The organism is Lysobacter sp. TAB13, from assembly GCF_052113885.1.
Taxonomy (GTDB): Bacteria; Pseudomonadota; Gammaproteobacteria; order Xanthomonadales; family Xanthomonadaceae; genus Lysobacter; species Lysobacter gummosus.
On record NZ_JBFRDR010000011.1, the window covers coordinates 88,232 to 111,065 of the forward strand.

Annotated in this window: 15 protein-coding genes and 1 riboswitch; of the genes, 8 read left to right on the plus strand and 7 right to left on the minus strand. The window is 64.9% G+C overall.

Annotated elements, in window-relative coordinates:
* The first annotated feature begins 15 nt into the window (after positions 1-15).
* Positions 16-1,314, plus strand: a complete 1,299-nt coding sequence (locus AB4Y92_RS14675; RefSeq protein ID WP_441820331.1) for an amino acid permease — start codon at positions 16-18, stop codon at positions 1,312-1,314.
* Positions 1,315-1,425: 111 nt separating this feature from the next.
* A complete protein-coding gene (locus tag AB4Y92_RS14680; RefSeq protein ID WP_441820332.1) occupies positions 1,426-3,528 on the plus strand; it encodes a phosphocholine-specific phospholipase C in 2,103 nt (700 codons plus the stop codon).
* 605 nt (positions 3,529-4,133) lie between these two features.
* Here the strand turns inward: AB4Y92_RS14680 and AB4Y92_RS14685 are convergent.
* Both AB4Y92_RS14685 and AB4Y92_RS14690 read right to left on the minus strand, forming a co-directional pair.
* Positions 4,134-5,396, minus strand: a complete 1,263-nt coding sequence (locus AB4Y92_RS14685) for a multidrug effflux MFS transporter (protein WP_441820333.1) — start codon at positions 5,394-5,396, stop codon at positions 4,134-4,136.
* Entirely contained in the window at positions 5,396-5,851 is a 456-nt protein-coding gene (locus tag AB4Y92_RS14690; protein ID WP_441820334.1) for a VOC family protein, read from the minus strand. Before AB4Y92_RS14690 ends, AB4Y92_RS14685 begins: the two co-directional genes overlap by 1 nt.
* Before the next feature lie 424 nt (positions 5,852-6,275).
* Positions 6,276-6,373: riboswitch (glycine riboswitch) on the plus strand.
* 205 nt (positions 6,374-6,578) lie between these two features.
* Between AB4Y92_RS14690 and gcvP the strand changes: the two genes are divergently transcribed.
* Positions 6,579-9,440: an aminomethyl-transferring glycine dehydrogenase gene (gcvP, locus tag AB4Y92_RS14695; RefSeq protein WP_441820335.1), complete on the plus strand. Its 2,862-nt coding sequence runs from the start codon at positions 6,579-6,581 to the stop codon at positions 9,438-9,440.
* Between the two features lie 164 nt (positions 9,441-9,604).
* Here gcvP and AB4Y92_RS14700 read toward each other — a convergent pair whose 3' ends face one another.
* From AB4Y92_RS14700 to AB4Y92_RS14710, 3 genes are all read right to left on the minus strand, one after another.
* Positions 9,605-10,123, minus strand: coding sequence for a hypothetical protein (locus AB4Y92_RS14700; RefSeq protein ID WP_441820336.1), 519 nt, complete (start codon positions 10,121-10,123; stop codon positions 9,605-9,607).
* 1 nt (position 10,124) lies between these two features.
* Positions 10,125-13,613 (minus strand): RHS repeat domain-containing protein, encoded by a 3,489-nt coding sequence (locus AB4Y92_RS14705; RefSeq protein ID WP_441820337.1) that lies wholly within the window; start codon positions 13,611-13,613, stop codon positions 10,125-10,127.
* A gap of 104 nt (positions 13,614-13,717) precedes the next feature.
* Positions 13,718-16,438 (minus strand): RHS repeat domain-containing protein, encoded by a 2,721-nt coding sequence (locus AB4Y92_RS14710; RefSeq protein ID WP_441820338.1) that lies wholly within the window; start codon positions 16,436-16,438, stop codon positions 13,718-13,720.
* A 967-nt stretch (positions 16,439-17,405) separates the two neighbouring features.
* Here AB4Y92_RS14710 and AB4Y92_RS14715 point away from each other — a divergent pair.
* Together AB4Y92_RS14715 and AB4Y92_RS14720 are read left to right on the plus strand one after the other, a co-directional pair.
* The gene (locus tag AB4Y92_RS14715; RefSeq protein WP_441820339.1) at positions 17,406-17,900 is read left to right on the plus strand and encodes a hypothetical protein; all 495 of its coding nucleotides are present in this window, start codon (positions 17,406-17,408) and stop codon (positions 17,898-17,900) included.
* A gap of 80 nt (positions 17,901-17,980) precedes the next feature.
* Positions 17,981-18,397, plus strand: a complete 417-nt coding sequence (locus tag AB4Y92_RS14720) for a histidine kinase (RefSeq protein WP_441820340.1) — start codon at positions 17,981-17,983, stop codon at positions 18,395-18,397.
* A gap of 53 nt (positions 18,398-18,450) precedes the next feature.
* Here AB4Y92_RS14720 and AB4Y92_RS14725 read toward each other — a convergent pair whose 3' ends face one another.
* Both AB4Y92_RS14725 and AB4Y92_RS14730 read right to left on the minus strand, forming a co-directional pair.
* Positions 18,451-19,158, minus strand: coding sequence for a hypothetical protein (locus AB4Y92_RS14725; RefSeq protein ID WP_441820341.1), 708 nt, complete (start codon positions 19,156-19,158; stop codon positions 18,451-18,453).
* Positions 19,159-19,242: 84 nt separating this feature from the next.
* A complete protein-coding gene (locus tag AB4Y92_RS14730; protein ID WP_441820342.1) occupies positions 19,243-19,812 on the minus strand; it encodes a type II toxin-antitoxin system PemK/MazF family toxin in 570 nt (189 codons plus the stop codon).
* Between AB4Y92_RS14730 and AB4Y92_RS14735 the strand changes: the two genes are divergently transcribed.
* The 3 genes from AB4Y92_RS14735 to AB4Y92_RS14745 all read left to right on the plus strand — a co-directional run bounded on the left by AB4Y92_RS14735 (position 19,802) and on the right by AB4Y92_RS14745 (position 22,823).
* Positions 19,802-20,173, plus strand: coding sequence for a YciI family protein (locus AB4Y92_RS14735; protein ID WP_441820343.1), 372 nt, complete (start codon positions 19,802-19,804; stop codon positions 20,171-20,173). The two genes, AB4Y92_RS14730 and AB4Y92_RS14735, sit on opposite strands and share 11 nt — an antisense overlap.
* A gap of 119 nt (positions 20,174-20,292) precedes the next feature.
* On the plus strand, positions 20,293-21,306 hold the full coding sequence (locus AB4Y92_RS14740; protein ID WP_441820344.1) for a diguanylate cyclase domain-containing protein: 1,014 nt from the start codon (positions 20,293-20,295) through the stop codon (positions 21,304-21,306).
* Positions 21,307-21,563: 257 nt separating this feature from the next.
* Positions 21,564-22,823, plus strand: coding sequence for a sensor histidine kinase (locus AB4Y92_RS14745; protein WP_441820345.1), 1,260 nt, complete (start codon positions 21,564-21,566; stop codon positions 22,821-22,823).
* The last annotated feature ends 11 nt before the right edge of the window (positions 22,824-22,834 follow it).

Here is a 22,834-nt window from a genome sequence, read left to right on the forward strand (position 1 = left end):
CTGGTGGAAAATCCTTTGTCCGATCCCGTTCAGCGCCGCCCCCTGGGGCTATGGGCGGCGATCGCGCTGGTGGTCGGCAACATGATTGGCAGCGGCGTGTTCCTGCTGCCCGCGGCCTTGGCGCCGTACGGCGGCGCCAGTCTGATCGGCTGGGCCATCACCCTGTGCGGCGCGCTGCTGCTGGCCTTCACCTTCGCCCGCATGGCCATGCGCTGGCCGCAGAGCGGCGGCCCTTACACCTACGCGCATCGCGCCTTCGGCGACACGGTCGGGTTCGTCATCGCCTGGAGTTACTGGATTTCGCTGTGGTGCGCCAACGCCGCCATCGCGGTCGCCTTCGCCGGCAGCATCGGCGCGCTGGTGCCGGCGCTGACCGCGACGCCGGCGCGCGCGGCCGCGTGCGCGCTGGCCGCGTTGTGGCTGTGCACCGCGATCAATCTGCTCGGCGTGCGCGAGGCCGGCCGCGTGCAGATCGTCACCACCGCCCTGAAGCTGCTGCCGTTGCTGTTGTTCGGCGCGGTCGCGCTGTGGTGGCTGGACGGCGCGCACGCGTTCCGCCCGTTCAATCCCAGCGGGCAATCGCTGCCGCAAGCCGCGCACGCGACCGCGGCGTTGACGCTGTGGGCGCTGCTGGGCCTGGAAGCGGCCACGGTGCCGGCCGGTTCGATCCGCGATCCCGAACGCAACGTGCCGCGCGCGACCGTGTTCGGAACCTTGCTGGCCGGCATCGCCACCGTGCTGGCCTGCAGCGTGGTGGTCGGTCTGTTGCCGGCCGACAGCCTCAAGCAATCGCAATCGCCGATGGCCGACGCGGCCAGCCTGCTGTGGGGGCCGGGCGCGGGCCTGGCGTTGGCGGCGGTGTCGGCGGTGTCGTGCCTGGGCGCGCTCAACGGCTGGACGCTGCTGTCGGGGCAGTTGCCGCTGGCGGCCGCGCGCGATGGGGTGTTCCCGGCGTTCTTCGCCCGCGTCGATCGGCGCGGCACGCCGTGGCTGGGTGTGTTGATCGGCAGCGCGCTGGCCTCGATCCTGGTGCTGGCGAATTTCAGCCGCTCGCTGGTGCAGGTGTTCGTGTTCTCGATCCTGCTGTCGACCGCGGCGACCTTGCTGCCTTATGTCGCCGGCAGCGCGGCCTGGCTGTGGCGCGGCGAAGGCCGCAGCCGCATCGTCGCCGCCTTCGCGCTCGCGTTCAGCGTCTACGCGCTGGCCGGCATCGGCGCCGAGGCGTTGCTGTGGGGCGCGCTGCTGGTCGCGGCGGGCTTGCCTGTTCATCTGCTGCTGCGGTTGCGACAAAGATCGCAGGGTTCCGCGAGCTAGCGCACAAGTCCGCGCACGGGTCTACAAGCGGTAACCGCGATGCCATCTGCGCGCAGCACGCTGCGGCAGCGGTCGCCCGCCGCTCCCCCAGCCGCTTTTGCCCGGATATTTATGACCGACCAGCCCGACTCCCCGCGCGACACCCAGCGCCGCGACTTCCTGCGCGGCGCCGCCGGCGCCACTGCCGCCGGCGTGGCCCTGAACCTGTTCCCGCCCGCCATCCAGAAAGCGCTCGCGATCCCCGCCGCGCGCGTCACCGGCACCATCCGCGACGTCAAGCACGTGGTGATCCTGATGCAGGAGAACCGCTCGTTCGATCATTACTTCGGCGCGATGCGCGGCGTGCGCGGCTTCGGCGATCGCTTCCCGATTCCGCTGCCCAGCGGCAAGCCGGTGTGGCAGCAGGCCACCGCACAAGGCCGCGAGATCCAGCCGTATCACATCGACACCAAGACCACGAGCGCGCAGCGCATCGGCGGCACCCCGCACACCTGGCCCGACGCGCAGGCGGCCTGGAACAACGGCCTGATGGACAAGTGGCTGCCGGCCAAGACCGAACGCTCGCTCGGCCATTACCAGCAAGCCGACATCCCGTTCCAATACGCGCTCGCCAACGCCTTCACCCTGTGCGACGCCTACCACTGCTCGCAGCAGACCGGCACCAATCCCAATCGCTTGTTCCTGTGGACCGGCACCAACAACCCGGCCGCCGACCGCGGCGGCCCGGCCATCGTCAACACCTTCGACGATTCCGGCCCGGCCAGCGAAGGCTATTTCTGGACCACCTATCCCGAGCGCCTGGAACAGGCCGGCGTGAGCTGGAAGCTGTACCAGGACATGGACGACAACTTTTCCGACAACCCGCTGGAAGGCTTCCGCCAGTTCCGCGCCGCGCTGCCGGGTTCGGGGCTGGCCGAAAAGGGCCTGAAAACCTGGACTTTGGAAGACTTGGCTGCGGACGTGCGCAGCGGCCAGTTGCCGCAGGTGTCGTGGCTGGTCGCGCCGGCCAAGTACTCCGAGCATCCCGGCCCGTCGGCGCCGATCTGGGGCGCGGACTACACCGCGCGCGTGCTCGACGCGCTCACCGCCGATCCGGACGTGTGGGCGAGCACGGTGCTGATCGTCAACTTCGACGAGAACGACGGCTTCTTCGACCACGTGCCGCCGCCGGCGCCGCCGTCGCTGGACGCCAACAATGCGCAGATCGGCGGCTCCACGGTCGATCTGCGCGGTGAGCACCACACCGCGCGCAGCGGCCCCTCGCACGGCACTTCCAGCGATCCGGCGATCTACTACAACCGTCCCTACGGCCTGGGCCCGCGCGTGCCGATGTACGTGATCTCGCCCTGGAGCCGCGGCGGCTGGGTCAACTCGCAGGTGTTCGACCACACCTCGGTGATCCGCTTCCTGGAAAAACGCTTCGGCGTGGTCGAGCCCAACATCAGCGCGTGGCGCCGCGCGGTCTGCGGCGACCTCACCACCGCGTTCAACTTCTTCGATCCCAACCACGAACCGATCCCGAGCCTGCCCGACACCAGCGATGCCGATCGCATCGTCGCCGAACAAAGCCGCCTGCCCGCGCCGAAGCCGCCGGCGGTGTCCGGCGCGCCGCAGCAGGAGCGCGGAATCAAGCCTTCGCGCGCGCTGCCGTACGACTTGCAGGTCGGCGAGCGCGTGGACCGCGACAACCGCCGCCTGCGCCTGAGCTTCGGCAACAGCGGCCGGGTGGCGGTGGTGTTCCATGTTTACGACTTGCTCGATCCCAATGCGATCCCGCGCCGCTACACGGTCGAGCCGGGCAAGTCGCTGCACGGCGAGTGGTCGCTCAAGACCGACGGCGCCCGCGCTTACGCCTTGAAGGTGTTCGCGCCGAACGGTTTCTACCGCGAATTCCGCGGCTCCTTGCACGGGGTCAACCCGAGCGTGACCACCGTACCCGACCTGCGCCTGCGCCGTCGCAAGCTGATCCTGGCGTTGCGCAACCCGCATCGCAAGCCGCTGCGGTTGGACATCGCGGATCAATACGGCTTGTACGAATCGCGCCTGGAGCGGCTGGGCGCCGGCGCGTTGCGTTATCGCGCGATCAAGCTGGACGAAAGCCAGCAGTGGTACGACTTCGTGCTGACCGATGCGAACGATCCGGAGTACTACCGCCGCGTGGCGGGGCGCTTGGAGACCGGTGAGCATGGCATCACCGATCCTGGGTTGATCTGATCCACCCCACCCCGTCGAAACCCCAAAGCTGTCCCCCCCCCCCTTTGAAAAAGGGGGGCTAGGGGGGGATTCGCTTTTGCTCTTCCTTCGCCCAGCGCAAAGCAAAAAGCAAATCCCCCGCGCGGCTGATTCACCTCGCACTTCGTACGACGCAGCGCGCCGCCCCCTTTTTCAAAGGGGGCAAATTTCCTCGCCTCGCATTGCTCCTTGCTGTTCCCCCCTTTGAAAAAGGGGGGTTAGGGGGGATTCGATTTTGCTCTTCCTTCGCTCCAGCGCAAAGCAAAAAGCAAATCCCCCGCGCGGCCGATCCACCTCGCACTTCGTACGACGCAGCGCGCCGCCCCCTTTTTCAAAGGGGGCAAATTCCCTCGCCCGCATTTGGTTGATCTGATCCGCCCCATCGAAAGCCCGAAGCGGTTCCCCCCTTTGAAAAAGGGGGGTGGGGGGGATTTGCTTTTGCTCTTCGATCAAGCAAAAGCAAATCCCCCCCGCGGACGATCTACCTCGCGCTTCGTACGACGCAGCGCGCCGCCCCCTTTTTCAAAGGGGGCAMATTTCCTCGCCCGTGGCGGGGAAAATTTCCTGGCTCCGCGTTCGAGAGCCGCTCAAATCGAATCCTGCGGCTCCACCACCACCGCATCCTCCGGAATACGCGCGCAGGCCGCCTTGGACACCCAAGCCTCCCAACGCCAGAACCCCCAAGCCACCGCAGTCAACACCGAAGCGGCGATCGCCAGATGCAGCGCGCTGTCGCTGAGCAAGGGCGAGATCGCCCCGGCCATCAGCGCATTGACCACCAACCCGGCGAAGGCCTGCAGCGACGAGGCCGAGCCGCGTTGATGCGGATACATGTCCAGGATCGACAGAGTCACGATCGGAAACACAAGGGCGATGCCGAACGCGCCGATGCACATCGGGAGCACCGCCCACGGCACCTGCGGCGTATCGGTCCACAGGTTGTAGCCCAGGTTGATCGCCAGCGCGAGCGCGCAGAATCCGAAGCCGAAGTTGACCAGGCGGTCGCCGCTGATCTTGCCGGCGGCGCGCCCGGATACGAACGAGCCCAGCACCATGCCGCCGATGGTCGGCACGAAGAACCACGCCAGCGACTCCACCTTCAGCAGGTCGTACACGAACGCCGGCGCCGAGGCGATGTACAGGAACAGCGCGCCGAAATTAAAGGCGCCGACCGCGGTCAGGCGCTGGAACCGCGGATTGAGGAAGATCGCGACATAGTCGCGCAGCAGACGCTTGGGCTTGAGCGCCAGCCGCGCCTGCGGCGGATGGGTTTCCGGCAGCAGGAAGATCACCGAGGCCAGCAGCAACACCGAGAAGGCGACCAGGAACCAGAAGATCGCCGGCCAATGCGCCCGGCCCAGGATCCATTCGCCGATGATCGGCGCGATCGCCGGAGCGATGCCGAAGACCATCATCACCTGGCTCATCAACCGCTGCGCATCGTCGCCGTGCAGCAGGTCGCGGATCACGGCGCGGCCGACGATGAGTCCGACACCGGCCGACAGCCCTTGGATCGCGCGACAAAAAAGCAAAGTGGGCAGATCCGTAGACAAGGCGCAAGCCGCCGACGCCAGGGTAAATACCGTCAGCCCGCCGATGATCACCTTGCGCCGCCCGATCGCATCCGACAGCGGCCCGTGCACGATGCTCATCAGCGCATACGCGGCCAGATAGACGCTGATGGTCTGCTGCATCTGCAACTTGTCGGCGTTCAACTCGGTGCCCATCACCGCGAACGCCGGGAAGATGGTGTCGATCGAGAACGGCCCGAACATGGCCAGGCCGCCGAGCAACAAGGTCAGCCGGCGCAGCGACGGGGCTTTTACGGAGGTTCCGGCGTCGGGGCTCATCAGGTCGCTGCGTTGGGGGCGTGGGTGGCGATCGGCACCTGGTCCGGCGGACCCTTGAGTTCGACCAGATTGCCTTCCGGATCGAACAGATACTGCGACGGGCCTTCGCCCTCGGCGCCGTAGCGCGAGCCGAAGTCGCCGATGCGCACGCCGTGGGCCTGCAGATGCTCGACGATGGCGTCGCGATCGAAGGGTTCGGCGCGCAGGCACAGATGATCCATGTTGCGCGCCTGCTCGCCGGGCGCGGCCCCGCCCATGCGGCCGATCTTGCCTTCGACATCGACCAGGTCGATCAGCGAGGAACCGGCGCGCAACTGCACCAGGCCGATGGCGTCCTGGCGCCGCTCGACGCTGCAGCCCAGGACATCGCAATAGAAGGCGATCATCGCCGCGGTGTCGCGCACGCGCAGCACTACGTGGTCGAGTTGCAATAGCTGGAACGGCCGTGCGCTCATGCGGGCATCCGTTGCGGGCTGAGGGGGGCCGACAGCATAACGCCGCGGGCGTGCGCGATCGGGTTGCGAAGTTGTTTCTATGTGTCGGGAGTCGGGAGTTGGTATCGGCTGTCAGGCGGCGGCCGGCTGCAGGCGCAAGGCTCAACGCAATTCACGGCTGAGTCCCCGTCGCCCACAGCCGTCATTCCCGCGAACGCGGGAATCCAGCGACTTTGACGTCCGCGCATGTGAGGTTACGAACCACTCCGGCCGAAAGACACTGGATTCCCGCGTTCGCGGGAATGACGGGCGTGGGGTGGCTGGTCGCGAATCTGGCAAGGCCGCATCAGCCCCCCTCAGCCCAACCGCCGCCCCCCACCCCCATCACCTGAACAGCCCCACCCCGTCCCCTCCCGCCCCATCAACCGCTATAATCCCGGTCTTGAAACACCCGGTGGGAGAAGCGGCCCGGCCTTCAAGCCAGAGCCCGCTGCCGAAGGCGCAACGCCCGTAATCGCTCAGGCCCCATACCGCCGCGTGTACAAAACTCTGGAGAGACCGACCGCCCGAGCAACAACCGGACGGAACCGGCGCCGAAGGGGCACGAAGCGAGCGCGGACAGGTGCGGCCCCACGGCCCTCCCCTCCCCCGGCTGCCTGACCGCAGCACGCTTCCAAACTCTCAGGCAAAAGGACAGAGGGGCGCCTCGCGTGCGGCACCGCACGTTGCCTTAGGACGCCCCCTGCCCATGACGAACGTATCCCTGCGCGCTCTCGAGCACCACGACGCTTTCATCGAGCGCCACATCGGCCCCAACGACGCCGAGATCGGCCACATGCTGGGCAAGGTCGGCTACGACTCGCTCGAAGCGCTGACCGACGCCATCGTCCCCGGTTCGATCAAATCGACCCAACCGCTGGCCCTGCCGGCGGCGATCAGCGAAGTCGAAGCGCTCGCCAAGATCCGCGCCATCGCCACCCGGAACCAGGTGTTCCGCAGCTTCATCGGCCGCGGCTACTACGGCACCCACACCCCGAACGTCATCCTGCGCAACATCCTGGAGAACCCGGCGTGGTACACGGCCTACACGCCGTACCAGGCGGAAATCTCGCAGGGCCGCATGGAAGCGCTGATCAACTTCCAGACCATGATCGCCGACCTGACCGGGATGGAGATCGCCAACGCCTCGCTGCTGGACGAAGGCACCGCCGCGGCCGAAGCGATGACCCTGGCCAAGCGCTCGGCCAAGTCGAAGTCCAACACTTTCTTCGTCTCGAAGAACATCCATCCGCAGACCCTGGAAGTGCTGCGCACGCGCGCCGAGCCGCTCGACATCAAGCTGCACATCGGCGACGACGCCGACGCGCTCAAGGTCGAAGCCTACGGCGTGCTGCTGCAATACCCGGATACCTTCGGCGGCGTGCACGACTATCAGGCCGTGTCCGACGCGGTGCACGCGCGCGGCGGCATCGTCGCGGTCGCCAGCGATCTGCTCGCGCTGACCCTGCTCAAGGCGCCGGGCGAATTCGGCGCCGATATCGTGGTCGGCAACACCCAGCGCTTCGGCGTGCCGTTCGGCTTCGGCGGCCCGCACGCCGGCTTCATGGCCTGCCGCGACGCGTACAAGCGCTCGATGCCGGGCCGCCTGATCGGCGTGTCGGTCGACACCGACGGCAAGCCGGCCTACCGCCTGACCCTGCAGACCCGCGAGCAGCACATCCGCCGCGAGAAGGCCACCTCCAACATCTGCACCGCGCAGGTGCTACTGGCGGTCATGGCCAGCATGTACGCGGTCTACCACGGCCCCGACGGCCTGACCCGCATCGCCCGCCGCATCCACCGCCAGGCCGCGATCCTCGCCGCCGCGCTGCGCAAGGCCGGCGTGCAAGTCGCGGACGGTTTCTTCGACACCCTGCACATCAGCGGCGTCGATGCCAAGGCGATCCACGCCAAGGCCAGCGCCGCCTCGATCAACCTGCGCGCGATCGACGCGGGCAGCGTCGGCCTGAGCCTGGACGAAACCGTCAACCGCGACGATCTGACCGCGCTGGCCGGCCTGTTCGGCGCCACGCTCGACATCGACGCGCTCGACGCCTCCACCGCCGACGCGATCCCGTCCGCGCTGGTGCGCAAGTCCGCGTTCCTGCAGCACCCGGTGTTCAACACCCACCACAGCGAACACGAACTGCTGCGCTACATGCGCTCGCTGGCCGACAAGGATCTGGCGATGGACCGCACGATGATCCCGCTGGGTTCGTGCACGATGAAGCTCAACGCCACCGCCGAGATGATCCCGGTGACCTGGCCGGAATTCGGCAACATCCATCCGCTCGCTCCGGCCGAGCAGACCACCGGCTACACGCAGCTGATCGATGAGCTCGAAGCGATGCTGGTGGAATGCACCGGTTACGACGCGGTCAGCCTGCAGCCCAACTCCGGCGCGCAGGGCGAATACGCCGGCCTGCTGGCGATCCGCGCCTATCACCGCTCGCGCGGCGAAGGCCATCGCGACATCTGCCTGATCCCCGATTCGGCGCACGGCACCAACCCGGCCTCGGCGCAGATGTGCGGCATGACCGTGGTCGTGACCAAGACCGACAGCAACGGCAACGTCGATGTCGAAGACATCCGCCGCAACGCCGAGAAGTACAGCGACCGCCTGGCCGCGATCATGATGACCTACCCGTCCACGCACGGCGTGTTCGAGGAAGAGGTGGTCGAGATCTGCGAGATCATCCACAAGCACGGCGGCCAGGTGTACACCGACGGCGCCAACATGAACGCCCTGGTCGGCGTGGCCAAGCCCGGCAAGTGGGGCTCGGACGTGTCGCACCTCAATCTGCACAAGACCTTCTGCATTCCGCACGGCGGCGGCGGCCCGGGCGTCGGCCCGTGCGCGGTGAAGTCGCACCTCGCGCCGTTCCTGCCCAAGACGGTGGATGGCGAAGGCGTGGTCGGCATGGTCAGCGCGGCGAGCTTCGGCTCGGCCAGCATCCTGCCGATCTCGTGGATGTACATCACCCTGATGGGCACCCAGGGCCTGCGCAAGGCCACCCAGGTGGCGCTGCTCAACGCCAACTACATCGCCAAGCGCCTGGAATCGCATTACGAAACGCTCTACACCGGCCGCAACGGTCTGGTCGCGCACGAATGCATCCTCGACCTGCGCCCGATCAAGGACGCCACCGGCATCAGCGCCGAGGACGTCGCCAAGCGCCTGATCGACTTCGGCTTCCACGCTCCGACCCTGAGCTTCCCGGTCGCCGGCACCTTGATGGTCGAGCCGACCGAGAGCGAATCGCAGCATGAACTGGACCGCTTCATCGACGCGATGATCCAGATCCGCGACGAAATCCGCGCGGTCGAAGACGGCCGCCTGGACCGCGAGGACAACCCGCTCAAGCACGCCCCGCACACCGCCACGCAAGTCACCGCGAGCGAATGGGCCCACGCCTACCCGCGCGAACTGGCTGCGTTCCCGCTGCCGTCGCTGAAGCTGCAGAAGTACTGGCCGCCGGTGTCGCGCGTGGACAACGTCTACGGCGACAAGAACGTCATGTGCGCGTGCATTCCGATCGATGCGTACAGGGAAGAGGAAGCCGAGGCGTAAGCTGCGCGATTTTCGCTCGAATGAAAGACCCCGCTCGCGCGGGGTCTTTTTTGGGCGTCTGATTCGTCACTATGCGCCGGTTTGGGCCGCCGTCTTCCGCACAAGCCGGACGCGAAACTATCCACCGGGCATTGAAATGATCATTTAGGCACGGCTTACGATGTCTATCGAATGGCCTGAACCAGCTCTCGACTCCAAACATCATTGACCGGACATCTCTGGCCGCCTGTCTTGATCGGCACACATGGTCTAAAGCTAGACAAGAGCTCACCCAGAACCTCGTCATCCGCGGCAACAGAATCCGCCGAGATGTGCACCGTAGAAGCATCCTTTGCATTCGGAACAATATAGATATCCACCGCGCCATTAGACGATGAAGAATCGGCTGTGTGGATGCTGATGGTCCCGTATTTCGTCTTCTTCACTACAGCAACATTGGCGCTCGTGGGCGGCTGCGCGGCATCGCCAATGTAAATTATCGCGAAGGTAGCGCTGCCTTTTGAGATCCTGTAGACATCGAAGTCAGCCGGAATCGAATAATCCGCATGCGCGCCCGCCGGGAGGCGAAAGCAAACATCATAGCTAAAGACCGTACAGGGATATTTCGACAGATCCCTGGCGAATACAGCTGAAGGAATAAGAAGCAGAAGCATAATTGCTTGCGCAATACTTGATCGCATCATATCAATTGCCCTCGGCACGTTGCACGTTGTTCCTGCTGCTGAGGATCTCGGGAATATTTCTACCCTCAAGAACGCCCGGCACCACATTCATAATGTTATTACCCCACGCGGGATCTGCCTTCCGAGTAACGGTGTCGTACCTGTCGTTGACGTCCGCCAAATGCAACAACTCGTGAGGCGCGGTACCGTTCGGGACGAATCTATCTTGAATGTCGATTTCAGCCTTCTTTCCGCCGAGCACCGCGTAGCTCAGCCCGCCTCTGCGTGAAGTGGGCCCATCGGTGAGAGTAATCGTGTTTTTAGCGGCGCGCGGAGTCTCTTTCGTGATATCGGTGACCCGGAAATTCACCTGCGTGTCCTGACCATTCACTTTATACGTACCGGACAAACCCTGAACCTGTGTTTTGACCTTCGAGATATTTCCCTCGCTGGCACCCGTTCCCTTGAACTTGGCAGGAATGTCCACCTGAATCGTTCCGTCCTTCAACCGGGTAACGATCGCAGCGCGACCATCGGGATCGACGAATTTATACGGATTATCGTTCGCATAACTGTATCGATTGAAGTTATCAGCGGTCTTGTCGCCAACCACAGCCGGATCGATGCTCAGGAATCGCCCAAGAGTGGGATCGTAGTAACGCTGCTGCATCTGGACCAAGTTGGTTGCCGCATCCATGATATGCCCTGCATATCCGATGCCGTCGTAAGCCGAGGGCTCGATCACATTACCGTAGGGCTCATAAATGGCGCGACTTAGCACCTCACCTCTTTCATTAGATACGGCGACAGGGCTGCCCAAACTGTCAGTGTGCTGATAACGGACGACGTCCGCGCCAGTATCTTTCGCCTTTTCGCGGCTGGCCAACAGGCTTCCTCGCAGATAAATATTGATGATATCCAAACCCTTCTGCTTATTCTCCATGTAGAGCGGCTGCCCGGCCTTGCTGTACTGCGACAACAGCCGCTGTTGATTGCCACCGGAAAAGCTCGCTACGCGCCGCCCTAAACCGTCGTAACGATATGTTTCCTTGTCTACAATTTCCCGCAGCCTATTGCCGTAATCGAACCGATAAATTTGGCCGTTCCTGTTCTCCAGATTGCCCTGCACGTCATAGCCAAGACCTACGATCGATTCGCCCGCGCTGTTACGAATATTGGTCAAGCGCGAATGTTCATCATAGACGTAAGCCGCATAGTCCTTAACTCCCGGCAGCACCCACGAACGCAGATTGTCCTGCGCATCGTAGGTGAACCGATGCCAGCAATCGCCGCCGAAGCTGCACGAACCGGCCGACTTCAATCGGTCCAGGCCGTCGTATTCCATGGTCCGGCTGTAGTGGTCGCCGCGCGCGCGGTCATAGATGATATTGACGTTGCCGTTGCCGTCGTAGACGTTCTCCAGATCGATGACGCCGGCGTCGGTGCTGCGCTGGGGTAACTGACGCAGGTTCTGCGCCATGGTGTGGACCACGCCGTTGCCGTAGACGAAGCGTTGCAGCGCGCCGTTGGGGTAGTACTCGATGTCCGAAGCGTACACCGCACCCGGGCTGCTGACCCGTTTGGGCCGGCCCAATGCATCGGGTTCGAAAGTCACCGCCAAACCGGTCGGATATACCTGGCTGGCTGGATTGCCGAGGCGGTCGTAGCCATAGCCCAGGTCCCAGCGGTACCAGTCCGGCTGAGCCACGGCTTCGCCGATCAACAGACGGCGCTTGTTGTAGGTGTAGGTGCTTTCGACCGCAGCGGCGTTGCCGGATTCGTTATAGGTGACGATCCTGCTCGGCTGGCCATCGGGCGTGTATTCCCAGCTTTGATTACCGCGGCCGTCGGGAAAGGCGAGCGTCTTGAGTCGGTTGAGCGCATCGTACCCACGGGCCACGACTCGGTCGGACGCCGCAGCTTCGGCGGTGTTGCAGTTGTCGGTCGCCGGCAGGTTCAAGCCGCTGGCGCTCCAGTTCAGATTGCCCGCGCCGTCGTAGGCCATCACTGTCGCACCGGTTTCCGGCTCGATGATCTTGCACAACTGCTGATGCTGGTCGTAGACATAACGGCGAGTGTTGGGCTGCTGCACCGGCGTCTGCGGCGAGGGAATCGCAATCCCGCCGGAGTTGCCGATCGCCAGATTAGCGCCTCCCACCGGCGAGATGCCGTGCACATAGATCAAGCGGCCCGAATATTGCGCGCGCACTTCGTTGCTGATCGGGATGGCGAAGCGGAAGTTACCGCTGTCGACCTTGCAGGATGCGACAACCCCCGCCTCGCTGGCTCGATTGGCGGTGTAAGCGCCGATGAACACCGCTCCGGCCGTGCCCGCGGGCCCCCCGGCATACAGATGCACATCTACAGGGGTCTGCCGGGTGCTTGCACAGGCCCAGCCAATCAGCACGCTCTTGTCGGCGGTCAAGCCGTCGATGTTGCCGATGATCACCGGCGGCGGACGACGCGCGTAGACGTCGATGGAGGCAAGCACGCGGTTATCGCCGCGCACTTCGATCCGGCTTCCGGCTTCGGTAATGTCGGCGACGTTCAAGCGGCTATCGCCTTGCGGGACACCGATGAGGCGTGTAGCCCCACTCCCGTCGATCCGGCTGCGCCACAATTCCGACCCTGCGGTGTTCGCGGTCCAGCTCACCGTGGTTCCGCAACTGGTCGCGCTCGCGGTCAACTCGCAAGGATTGGGCTCGGCGTGGATAGTGCCGGCCGGGACCGGGCTGACATAGGCGTAGCGGTTGGGCGTGGTCTGACCGAACCACTCCACGCCGTCCTGGACCATGCGCCATTGCACGTTGTAGTTGATCATGCGGCTGTTCACCACAGGAGCCGTCAGGGTCATGTTGAAGGTGACGCTCTGCCCCGGCGCCACGTCGTGCGGCAATCCGACGCGACCCATGCCCCAATACGTATTGTCCTGCGGGTTCAAGGTGCCCAGCGAATACGCCCGTGACGAGGACCAGGTCGTCGTACCGGTGTTGCGCATCTGCACGCTCATCGCCAGCGTTTGGCCCGAGTACATCGTAACCACACCGTCCGGGAACGACTGCGAAACGAACTCGGCTTCGTTGTAAAGCGGCGGCGGCGGATTGACGGTGATGGTGAACGGCTGCGTGCGTAGCGTGCGCTGCCGCTCTTCTTCGCGATAGATACTGATCGCGGTGGCTTGGGCGTAATAGGTGTAGGTGCCCGGCGCCAGCCCCGACTCGAGGAACTTGATACCTCTGAGTCCAGTTGCGGCCACTTGCTCGTTGCGCAGGATTTTTACGCCGTGGATGGTCTCGACGCTGGATCCCTGCATGCCGTCGCTCGAGGTGACGTTCAACTCGAAAGACACCGGCACCGTATAGGACGTCTGCGGCGGCGGGGTGAAGCTGATCGTCGCTGGTGCCGCGATGGCCCATGGCGCGGCAAGAAGCCACAGCAATCCCATCAGCATCCGTACCGCCAATCGCGGTTCGCCGCGGCGGGCGGCGCCTCCGCTGTTTCCGTATCGCATCGTTTCGTATCCTGTAAAAAACGTTTCCCCAACCGTCGTCGCGCGCGGCGCTATGCAGTCGCGGGCGCTGCGGCGATTAAGAGTCTCGGTGCGGGCGTGCGGCATCATTGCGCGGTGGACACGCGCTGAATTTCAAGAGGTTTTCCGAAGGCATCGCGCATGATCTGAGTGCGAACGCTTTCCGGGGCATCGATGACTACCGGCTTCTCGTACTCGGGTTGGCCGAACACCTGGAACGTCTCAATGGTGGCAAGGCCGCGCGGATTGGTGATCTTGCGCTTGAAGCCACTGAGGTACTCGGTGCCAGTGGTCAAAGGTCCGAGCTCGGAATCCTGCGTAGCCGTGGTCACCCGGCCCAATGCGTCGTAGGTATAGGCAGTACCGGGCATCGACTGGCGGAAATCGTCGACGTGGCGGGTCGGAAACGAGCGGAACGCCACCCGACCCTCGCTGTCGTAGCGAGTGAACACCTGCGTCTGCGTGTTGCGCGAGGCGTCGGACAGATCGAACTCCATTTCCAGCACCGGCCGCAGAAACGCGTCGTAGTATGTATCGGAGCGGCGCTCGCCGGTCACTGCGATGCGGCGCCAGTGGTTGGCTTCAAGACCGTACTCGGGGCTGGCGACGCGCACGAACTCCTGGCTCATCGGCTGCCAGTCGACGGTGTCGCCCTGCGGATAGATCACGCCTGCCAGGCGCCCGGCGCCGTCGTAACGGTACTGGGTAGTGAAGCCGTTCTCATCGGTAACCGAGGTCGCCCAACCGCGATCGTCGACCACCGCACTTTCGGTCGCGCCGCCGGGACTTTCCGGAGTCGCCGGACGCTGTATCGATTGAGGAATACCGCGCTTCCAGCCTTTGAACACGGTGGTGTTGCCGTTGCCGTCCTTGACCGTTTCCAAGGTGCCGTCGGCGTAATAGGTAAAGGCGTTCTTTAATTTGCCGAATGCGGTGGTATTGAGCACCCGCGCGGTCGCTGGATCGAATTGCGCGCGACCGGTTTCCGCGTTGTTGACCGATGTCGCCGCAACTTGGCCGAGGATCCACTTGCCGGCATGGTCGTAGAACTCGGTGCCTTCGTTGCGGCTATAGCCAAGCGTGTTATAGCCGGTGGAGCGCAACACCCTGCCGTACCCGTCGAAAATGTTGTTCTCCGTGACGAAACTCACGCCGTCCTGGATGATCTGCCGGGTCTTCAACGGACGGTTGTTGAGATAGCCTCGGGTACCCGAGATCGATACCGGCACCACGCCGTTGATCAGCGGGAACGGCTGATCGACCGCGCTCTGCACATAGGCGCTGGTGGTGGTGCGAACGGTTTGCCCAGCGGCGTCCTTGACCGACTCTTCGATCAACTCGCCTACGTTGGAAGTGAAGTCGTTGTTGAACTTGTAGAAGTTCACCGAACGATCAGGATTGGTTACCCGCGTTTCGGCCGGCGTGATGCAGGTACCGGAGGCCGTGCAATCCTCGGCCCAGCTCCAGGTCGGCGTGTAGAAGAAACTCCAGGCCTGTGGTACCACGCCTGGACCGGTGATGGTCTTGGAATACAACGACCCCACGGCGTAAGCCATCGGATTACCGCTCAGCCGCGTCCAGAATTGTTCCTGGCGCGGAAAGCAATGACCAGCGGTGCGGTGGGTGCCGTGCAGCAGTTTCCGGAACTTGAATTCGCCCACCGCGCCGGAGGGATGGCTGATGGTGAAAACGCCGACATCCTTCGGATCCGGGTCGACCGCCGACCTCATCGTGCCGGGGTTGGGCGAGCAGCCCATCCAGACGCCGTTGGGCTCGTAATGCATGAAATCGAAATGATCGCCGTACTGGTAACCCCAACGCCCGCCGTCGGGAAGCACAACCCCGCTCAACCAGTCGCTGTCGACGGTCGTGCCACCCTGGCTGTAAGGCGCGTACTCGTAAGTCCATACCCGTCCGGCGGACGAAATCGTGTCGATCTTGCCGGCGGGGTTGTAGGTCAGCTTGGCCTCCACGCCGTCATTGGAACGAATCCCCAACAACCGGTGAGGATTGGCCGGATCGTATTCGTAGGCCAGCCAATTGCCCTGTGCGTCTTCGACCCGCGTGGCGTACAGGAACACCTCGACCCGCTTGATGCCGAGTCCTCCACCGAATTCGCCGGGCGTTCCGAGGATGCCCTTGCTGCTCCGAGTCACCATCCAATCGAAGGTATAGCGCTGGCCATTGGGCAGCACCACCAGGAAGCCCTCGCCGGCCCCGTTGCGGACGCTTGGCAGACAAGCGACCTTCCAGTTCGACTTGGTTCCGCCGTAGTAAGCGAGTCCGTCGCTGGGACGGACGTGGCCCGCCCCCAGGTTGAGCATCAGCTCTTCACCCATGCCCGGAATACTGATGTGATTGCCGGCCCAGTAGTCGCTGGCATCGTAGTGGGACTTGCTATCGCTCAGATCGTTGTCGGGCATCGTCGGCGGCGAATAATCGCCACCGCTGCAACGCTGAGTGGACCCCATCCAGGTGTCCGGGAACTGAGGGCCGTTGTAATCGCGGTCGCGGATGACCCAGCCGGTGCGCTTGTCAAAGGTGCCGTGGATATTTGGAATGTCCAGTACCCAATACCGGCCGAACACTGAGGTTTCGCCACCACGCCAAGTATTGAGCGACAGGCCGGCGTTGCTGAGCTTGCGGCCGATCGACACGGTCAAAGCGCTGTTGGTCTTCAAGGACACATCGGTCGCGGTGAACGTAGTCGCTCCGTCGAACAAGCTGATGCTGTCGCCGAACATGCCGTCATCGGTCAACGCGGTCACCGGTATGCCCTTGGTCAAGCCGTCGTAGTCTTCCAGCACTGTCGGACTGCTGATGGCGGCGCAGGCGTTACCGGCGGATGCGCAACAGATCGCGATGGCGACCGACAACGCGCGGGCGGACAGAGGAATTGAGATCACTTCGGGTCCTTGACTGAATGCTGCTAAGACCGGCCGGAGCGCGGACCAAGAGGGTGCACACCGACTTCGTCTACGATCGACCGCGCACGTGAACACCGTGCCGGTCCGCACGAACGCAAACCGGCACAGGCCTTACGGCTGGAATACGGGAGTGGAGGAACGAGGCCTTACGCTGAGTAACCCGGCATGACCGATATCTCCTTGCTAATGAAGCTCCATTGATCGCGCTCGAATCCGCACGCTTGCGACCTCAGCGACCGGAAACGTCGCCATGCCTCGGATCGCACTGCGATCTCTGCGTCGGCGTCGCTTCGGATGAAAGAACGACGGTCCATTGCCCGCCTTCGGCACGCCTTGTCCCCTGGGCCAGAATAATCGCCTATCGCATAGACAGATCAAGATTTGCGACATGGCGCCGGCGATTCCGCCAAGTTACGCAAAGCACGCAAGGTGACGGCCCAGCCCTCCGCGCCGTCGCGAGCATCGGCGCCGCGAGGCTTCCCGACGACGGCGAGAACCTGGGCGCACCGCTGGAGAAGGCTGGCCAGGCCATGTCGTCGGGTAAAGCGCCTGAAGAAACCCGCCGCCGATTGAGCGAACGCGCCGGACCGGCGCGGCCAAACTGATACGACCTAAGCGCGACCGTGCCGCGACCGAATCCCCCCGCGCCGCGACTCGCATCGCGCCCGGCCGAACCTCCGGCGTCCGGGCCAGCCCGGCCCTGGCGGTCCGCGCACGGACCGTCCGTCCGGCGCAGCGCGCGTCCCCGTTTCGCGCCCCAGGCTCTAGGTTTCATCGGCTCCGGCCGCGCTTCGTCGCGCCCCCGCTTCCACTCGCGCCGCGATCAAGCGCCCGCCTCGGACCCACCGTGATTCGCAGCCTGATCTTCATCGCCCGTCTCGCCGCCGCATGGTTCGGCCTGTTCGTGGTGTTGGCCCTGATCGCCCAGGCGATGCCGGTGTTGAAGCATCAGGACACCGGCGCCTTGTTCCTGGTGACCGTGATCGTGGACGTGGTCGTCGCGATCACCGCCTTCGCCCACCTGCGCCGGGTCAAGCCGGTCGCGGGACGGATCGACGGCAGCACCATCGCCAATCGCCAGCGGCGCCAGATCGAGGTGCCGCTGGATGCCGACGAGACCTTCCTCCTGCTCGACGAAGTGATCCGCGAGCTGCCGCGCAGCGAACAGATCGAGAGCGCGCGCGACAGCCTGCAAGCGCGGGCTAAGATCAAGCGCCCCGACAGCCCGGGCCAAGCGGCTTTCGATACCAGCCATTTCTCCGGCTGGAATCTCGGCAATACCCGCAACCAGATTCTCGCCACCGCCCCCCCCCCGATGGCGAGATCAGCCGCATCACCCTGATCTGCGAGCCCGAATCGGGCGCATGGAGCGACTGGTTCCGGGTAGATCACGGCGCCAACCTGGAAAACGCCGAGGCGATCGTGCGCGCGGTCAACCGCCGCATCGCCGAGCGCCGCCGCAACGAGCGCGCCGACGCCGCGCGCACCTCGACCGAGAAAGAACTCGCCGTGGCCAAGCTGAGCCTGCTGCATGCCCAGGTCGAGCCGCATTTTCTCTACAACACCCTGGCCAGCGCGCAGTACCTGACCCGCAACGATCCGCCGCTGGCCGATGAAATGCTGGGCCATCTGATCGAATTCCTGCGTCGCTCGCTGCCGCGCACCGAGGACGCGCTGTCCACTCTGGGCGACGAACTCGACCATTCGCGCGCTTACCTGGAAATCCTCAAGCTGCGTATGGGCCCGCACCTGGAACTGCAACTGGACGTGACCGTCGAAAGGGCTCTCCGATTGGCCCTGCGCTATCGCCGAGTGGTGGGCCCAGGGATCGCGCGGTGACGTGCGTGAAGAAGCTTCTTCGTCGCGTGCGATTGCCTGCAAGCACCGCGTCATCATCTGCCCGGGGTGAAACCGGTGAGCAGCAGGAACGGCACGATCACGATCACAGTGACCGCTTCGCGCACCATCGTCAGCGGCCGGAATATCTGGTTGAGTCTGCGATTGCGCGCCAACGTTTCTTCGTCGATCACCTCCACCACGCGCACCTGCGAGGGCGCCAGCGAGGTGAGGTCGGCGCCGGCGAACACCTGGTCCCGATTCTGCGCTTGCGCCGCCGGACGCTTACGTCCGCGCAGATCCGTGCGCCAGGCCATGTACAGCGACGGCTCGATATCGCCGACCATGTTGCCGTTCGACGGCTTGAAGCCCAGCTCGGCCAGTGCGTGCCGCTCGTCTTCGGACAGGACGGTCTTGGTCTCCCGCAGGCTGGGATCGTAACCGCCGATCCTGATCTGCAACGATCCGGTGACGCCCGCGGGCTCGACCTGCAGTGCGCTCAGGCTGAGATTGCCCAGGCCGAGCAAGGCCTCGCGCTGCGCCGACAACAGCGGCGGCTGAAGATCGTTCAGACGGTTGGCCGGCAGGGCGAACTCGTAATCCTGCCGCACGGTCCTCAGCAACAGTCGATCGCCGGATCGGTTCAACTTGAGCGCGATCACGTTCTCATCGACTTGCGCAGATTCCTCCGTGAAGTCGGGCACCAGGAACGAGACGCCGATGACCATTGCCGTCGCGATCGCGATCTTCTTCCATAGTTTCATGCGGTATCCGTAATCCCTGGCCCGAGGCCGAAAGTGCGATGTCTGTTCGATGCGCGCAGGGCCGGCGACCCCGCGCGCAATCGCTCATCGCCGACGAAAGAACGATGCCTGCAAAAAACGCATCCCGGCCAGAATCTGCGCGACGCGCTGCGCCGACAGCGAGCCGATCCGTTCGCCCAGGCGATGCTTGTAGATCGACGCCACCTGCGACACCACCACCACGCTCTGCCGGGCCAGATCGCCCTCGCCCGCATCGAGCAACACATTGCCCGGTTCGCTCGCGCGGCCCAGGTTGGAGGTCAGCGCGCACACCACCACGGTGCTGATCCGGGAATGGTTGAACAGATCGTCCTGGACCACGACGTGGGGATGGGCGACGCCCGGCAGCGAGCCCTTTGACGGGTCGGCGGGCAGCCAGAACACATCGCCCTGGTTCACCACGCCGGTAAACATCTCCCGGTACGCCTCGTGTTCTCTGTCCATGACCGCATCGTTCGGGCTCAAGCCGCCGAGCTTAGTCGCCGCCCCGGCGGGCGTCGAGACGATCGCGCGGCCAACCTGGGCCGTCGATGTCGATTCAACCCGTCGCGGTTCGTCGTATAGGCAAGCACCCGCCTTCACCCACCTCGATCCCGGAGCCGTCATGAAATTCATCTGCCTGTGCCACTACGACCAAGCCAGGTTCGCCGCCTGCACGCCGGAGGATTTCCAGGCGGTCGCCGCCATCTGCGCGCCGCGCGACCAGCAATTGCAGGGCAGCGGCCATGTCGATGTGATCTGCTCGCTCGCCGCGCCGGCCGACTACGCGGTGATCCGTCCGGGCGAGAACGGCCCCACCGTCGCCCGCGGCGCCTATGCCGACACGCCCGAACCCTGGGGCGCCTACTTCGTGGTCGATGCCGACGACATCGAACAGGCGATCGAAATCGCCAAACTGCATCCCGGCGCGCACCTGGGCCGCTATTTCGGCGGCGGCATCGAGGTGCGGCCGTGCCACGTGCACTGGCCGGCCTGATCCGGCGCGCCCCGGCCGCGCACCGCGCGGTTCAGCCTGAATGCGGACCGCGCGCCGCGCTGGCGCTCACGCAGCCGGCGATATACTGCGGCCGTCGCCGGGGGGTGATTGGAATGAACATGCAGGAACCACAACTGCAGGCGTTCTCCGAACGCTTGCTCAAAGTGATCCAGACCCAGACCGAGATCGCCAAGCTCGGGCTGGACCTGGGCGGTGTGATGGATCTGGTCGCCACGCGCGCGCAGGCGCTAACCGGCGCGGTCGGCGCGGTGGTCGAGCTGGCCGAAGGCGACGAGATGGTCTATCGCGCCGCCTCCGGCATCGCCGAGTCCAGCCTGGGCATGCGCCTGCGCCGCGACGCCAGCCTGTCCGGCCATTGCGTCCGCGACGGCGCGCCGCTGCGCTGCGAGGATTCGGAAACCGATCCGCGGGTGGACCTCGACGCCTGTCGCGCGGTCGGCCTGCGTTCGATGATCGTGGTTCCGCTCAAGCATCACGAATCGGTGGTCGGCGTGCTCAAGGTGATGGCGCGCACGCCGAACGCCTTCAGCGACGACGATCTGCGCCTGCTCGACCTGATGTCGGGACTGATCGCCGCGGCGATGTACCACGCCGCCAAGTACGAAACCAACGAGCTGTTCTACCAGGCCACCCACGACGCCCTGACCGGCCTGCCCAACCGCGCGCTGTTCTACGACCGCCTGCGCCACAACCTGGCCCAGGCGCATCGCGAATCGCGCCGCATCGGCATCCTCAATCTCGACATGGACGGGCTCAAGCCGGTCAACGATCACCTGGGTCATCGCGCCGGCGACGCCGCCATCCGCGAATTCGCCGAACGCATGAAGCAAAGCGCGCGCGCCGGCGACACGGTCGCGCGCATCGGCGGCGATGAGTTCGCGGTGATCCTGCCGCGGGTCGAACACCGCGACGGCGTCGCCGCGCAGATGCAGCGGATCGCGCAATCGCTGCGTTTCGCCTTCGAATTCGAAGACCGTCCGATCACGCTGGACGCCAGCATCGGCTGCGCGGTCTATCCCGACGACGGCGAAGACCTGGGCGTGCTGCTGGAAAAGGCCGATCAGGCGATGTATCGGATGAAGCGTTCGAAGAAGGCCGGCACCAGCGGCTGAGCCGGCGCGGTCGCGGGCGATTTGTCGCCGTGCCGGCGCACTCAGCGGGCCCGGTTGAGCCCGAGCTAACGGGCCCGACCCGACTGAATCGAGCAGCCCGAGCGCCCGCGCCTCGCCGATGGGCATCTTGAGCCCCGGTTTCGCTCCCCCGCATCCCGGTTTCATCGCGCCCGGCCCGACTTCGTCGCGCCCCGGCTTCCCCTGGCGCGAGGGATCACTATGCTGCGTACCAAGCCACACGCCTCCCGGACCTCCACGTGATTCGCAGCCTGTTCTTCGTCGCACGTCTCGCCGCCGCATGGTTCGGCCTGTTCGTGATGCTGGCGATACTCGCCCAGGCCATGCCGGTGCTGCAGCACCAGGACACCGGGCCGCTGTTCCTGATCGCTACCGTGGTGACCATCCTCGTGGTGATCACCGCGTTCTCGCACCTGCGCCGGGTGCGCCTGATCAGCGGGCGCATCGACGCCAACGCCATCGGCAACCGCCAGCGCCGCCAGATCGACGTGCCGCTGGACGATGAGGAAACCTTCCACCTGCTCGACGCGGCGATCCGCGAACTGCCGCGCACACAGAACGTCGAAAGCGCGCGCGACAGCCTGCAGGTGCGGGCCAAGGTCGAAAGCGCCGAGGCCGGATCGCACAGCGCGCTGGGCACGGCCAATCTCTACAACTGGTGGATGAGCACGACCCGCAACCAGATTCTCGCCACCGTCACCCCCGACGGCGAGATCAGCCGCATCACCCTGATCTGCGAGCCCGAATCGGGCGCATGGAGCGACTGGTTCCGCGTAGATCACGGCGCCAACCTGGAAAACGCCGAGGCGATCGTGCGCGCGGTCAACCGCCGCATCGCCGAGCGCCGCCGCAACGAACGCGCCGACGCCGCGCGCACCTCGACCGAGAAAGAACTCGCCGTGGCCAAGCTGAGCCTGCTGCACGCCCAGGTCGAGCCGCATTTTCTCTACAACACCCTGGCCAGCGCGCAGTACCTGACCCGCAACGATCCGCCGCTGGCCGACGAAATGCTGGGCCACCTGATCGAATTCCTGCGCCGCTCGCTGCCGCGCACCGAGGACGCGCTGTCCACTCTGGGCGACGAACTCGACCGTTCGCGCGCTTACCTGGAAATCCTCAAGCTGCGCATGGGCCCGCGCCTGGAGCTGCAACTGGACGTCGCCGACGAACTGCGCGCCATCGCGCTGCCGCCGATGATGCTGCAGACCCTGGTCGAGAACGCGATCAAGCACGGCCTGGAACCCAAGCCTGGCGGCGGCACGGTGTGGATCCTGGCACGCCGCAACGAGGATTCGATCGCCATCACCGTCGCCGACGACGGCCTGGGATTCAACGTGCTCAACTCCGGCACCGGCATCGGCCTGCGCAACGTGCGCGAACGCTTGCAGCTGGTCTACGGAGAGCAGGCGCAGTTGTCGATCGTGGCCAATTTCCCCAACGGCGTCGCCGCCACCATCGTCGTGCCGGCGCAGCCGGTTACGGAGACGCAAAGTGTCTGATTCCGCCAACA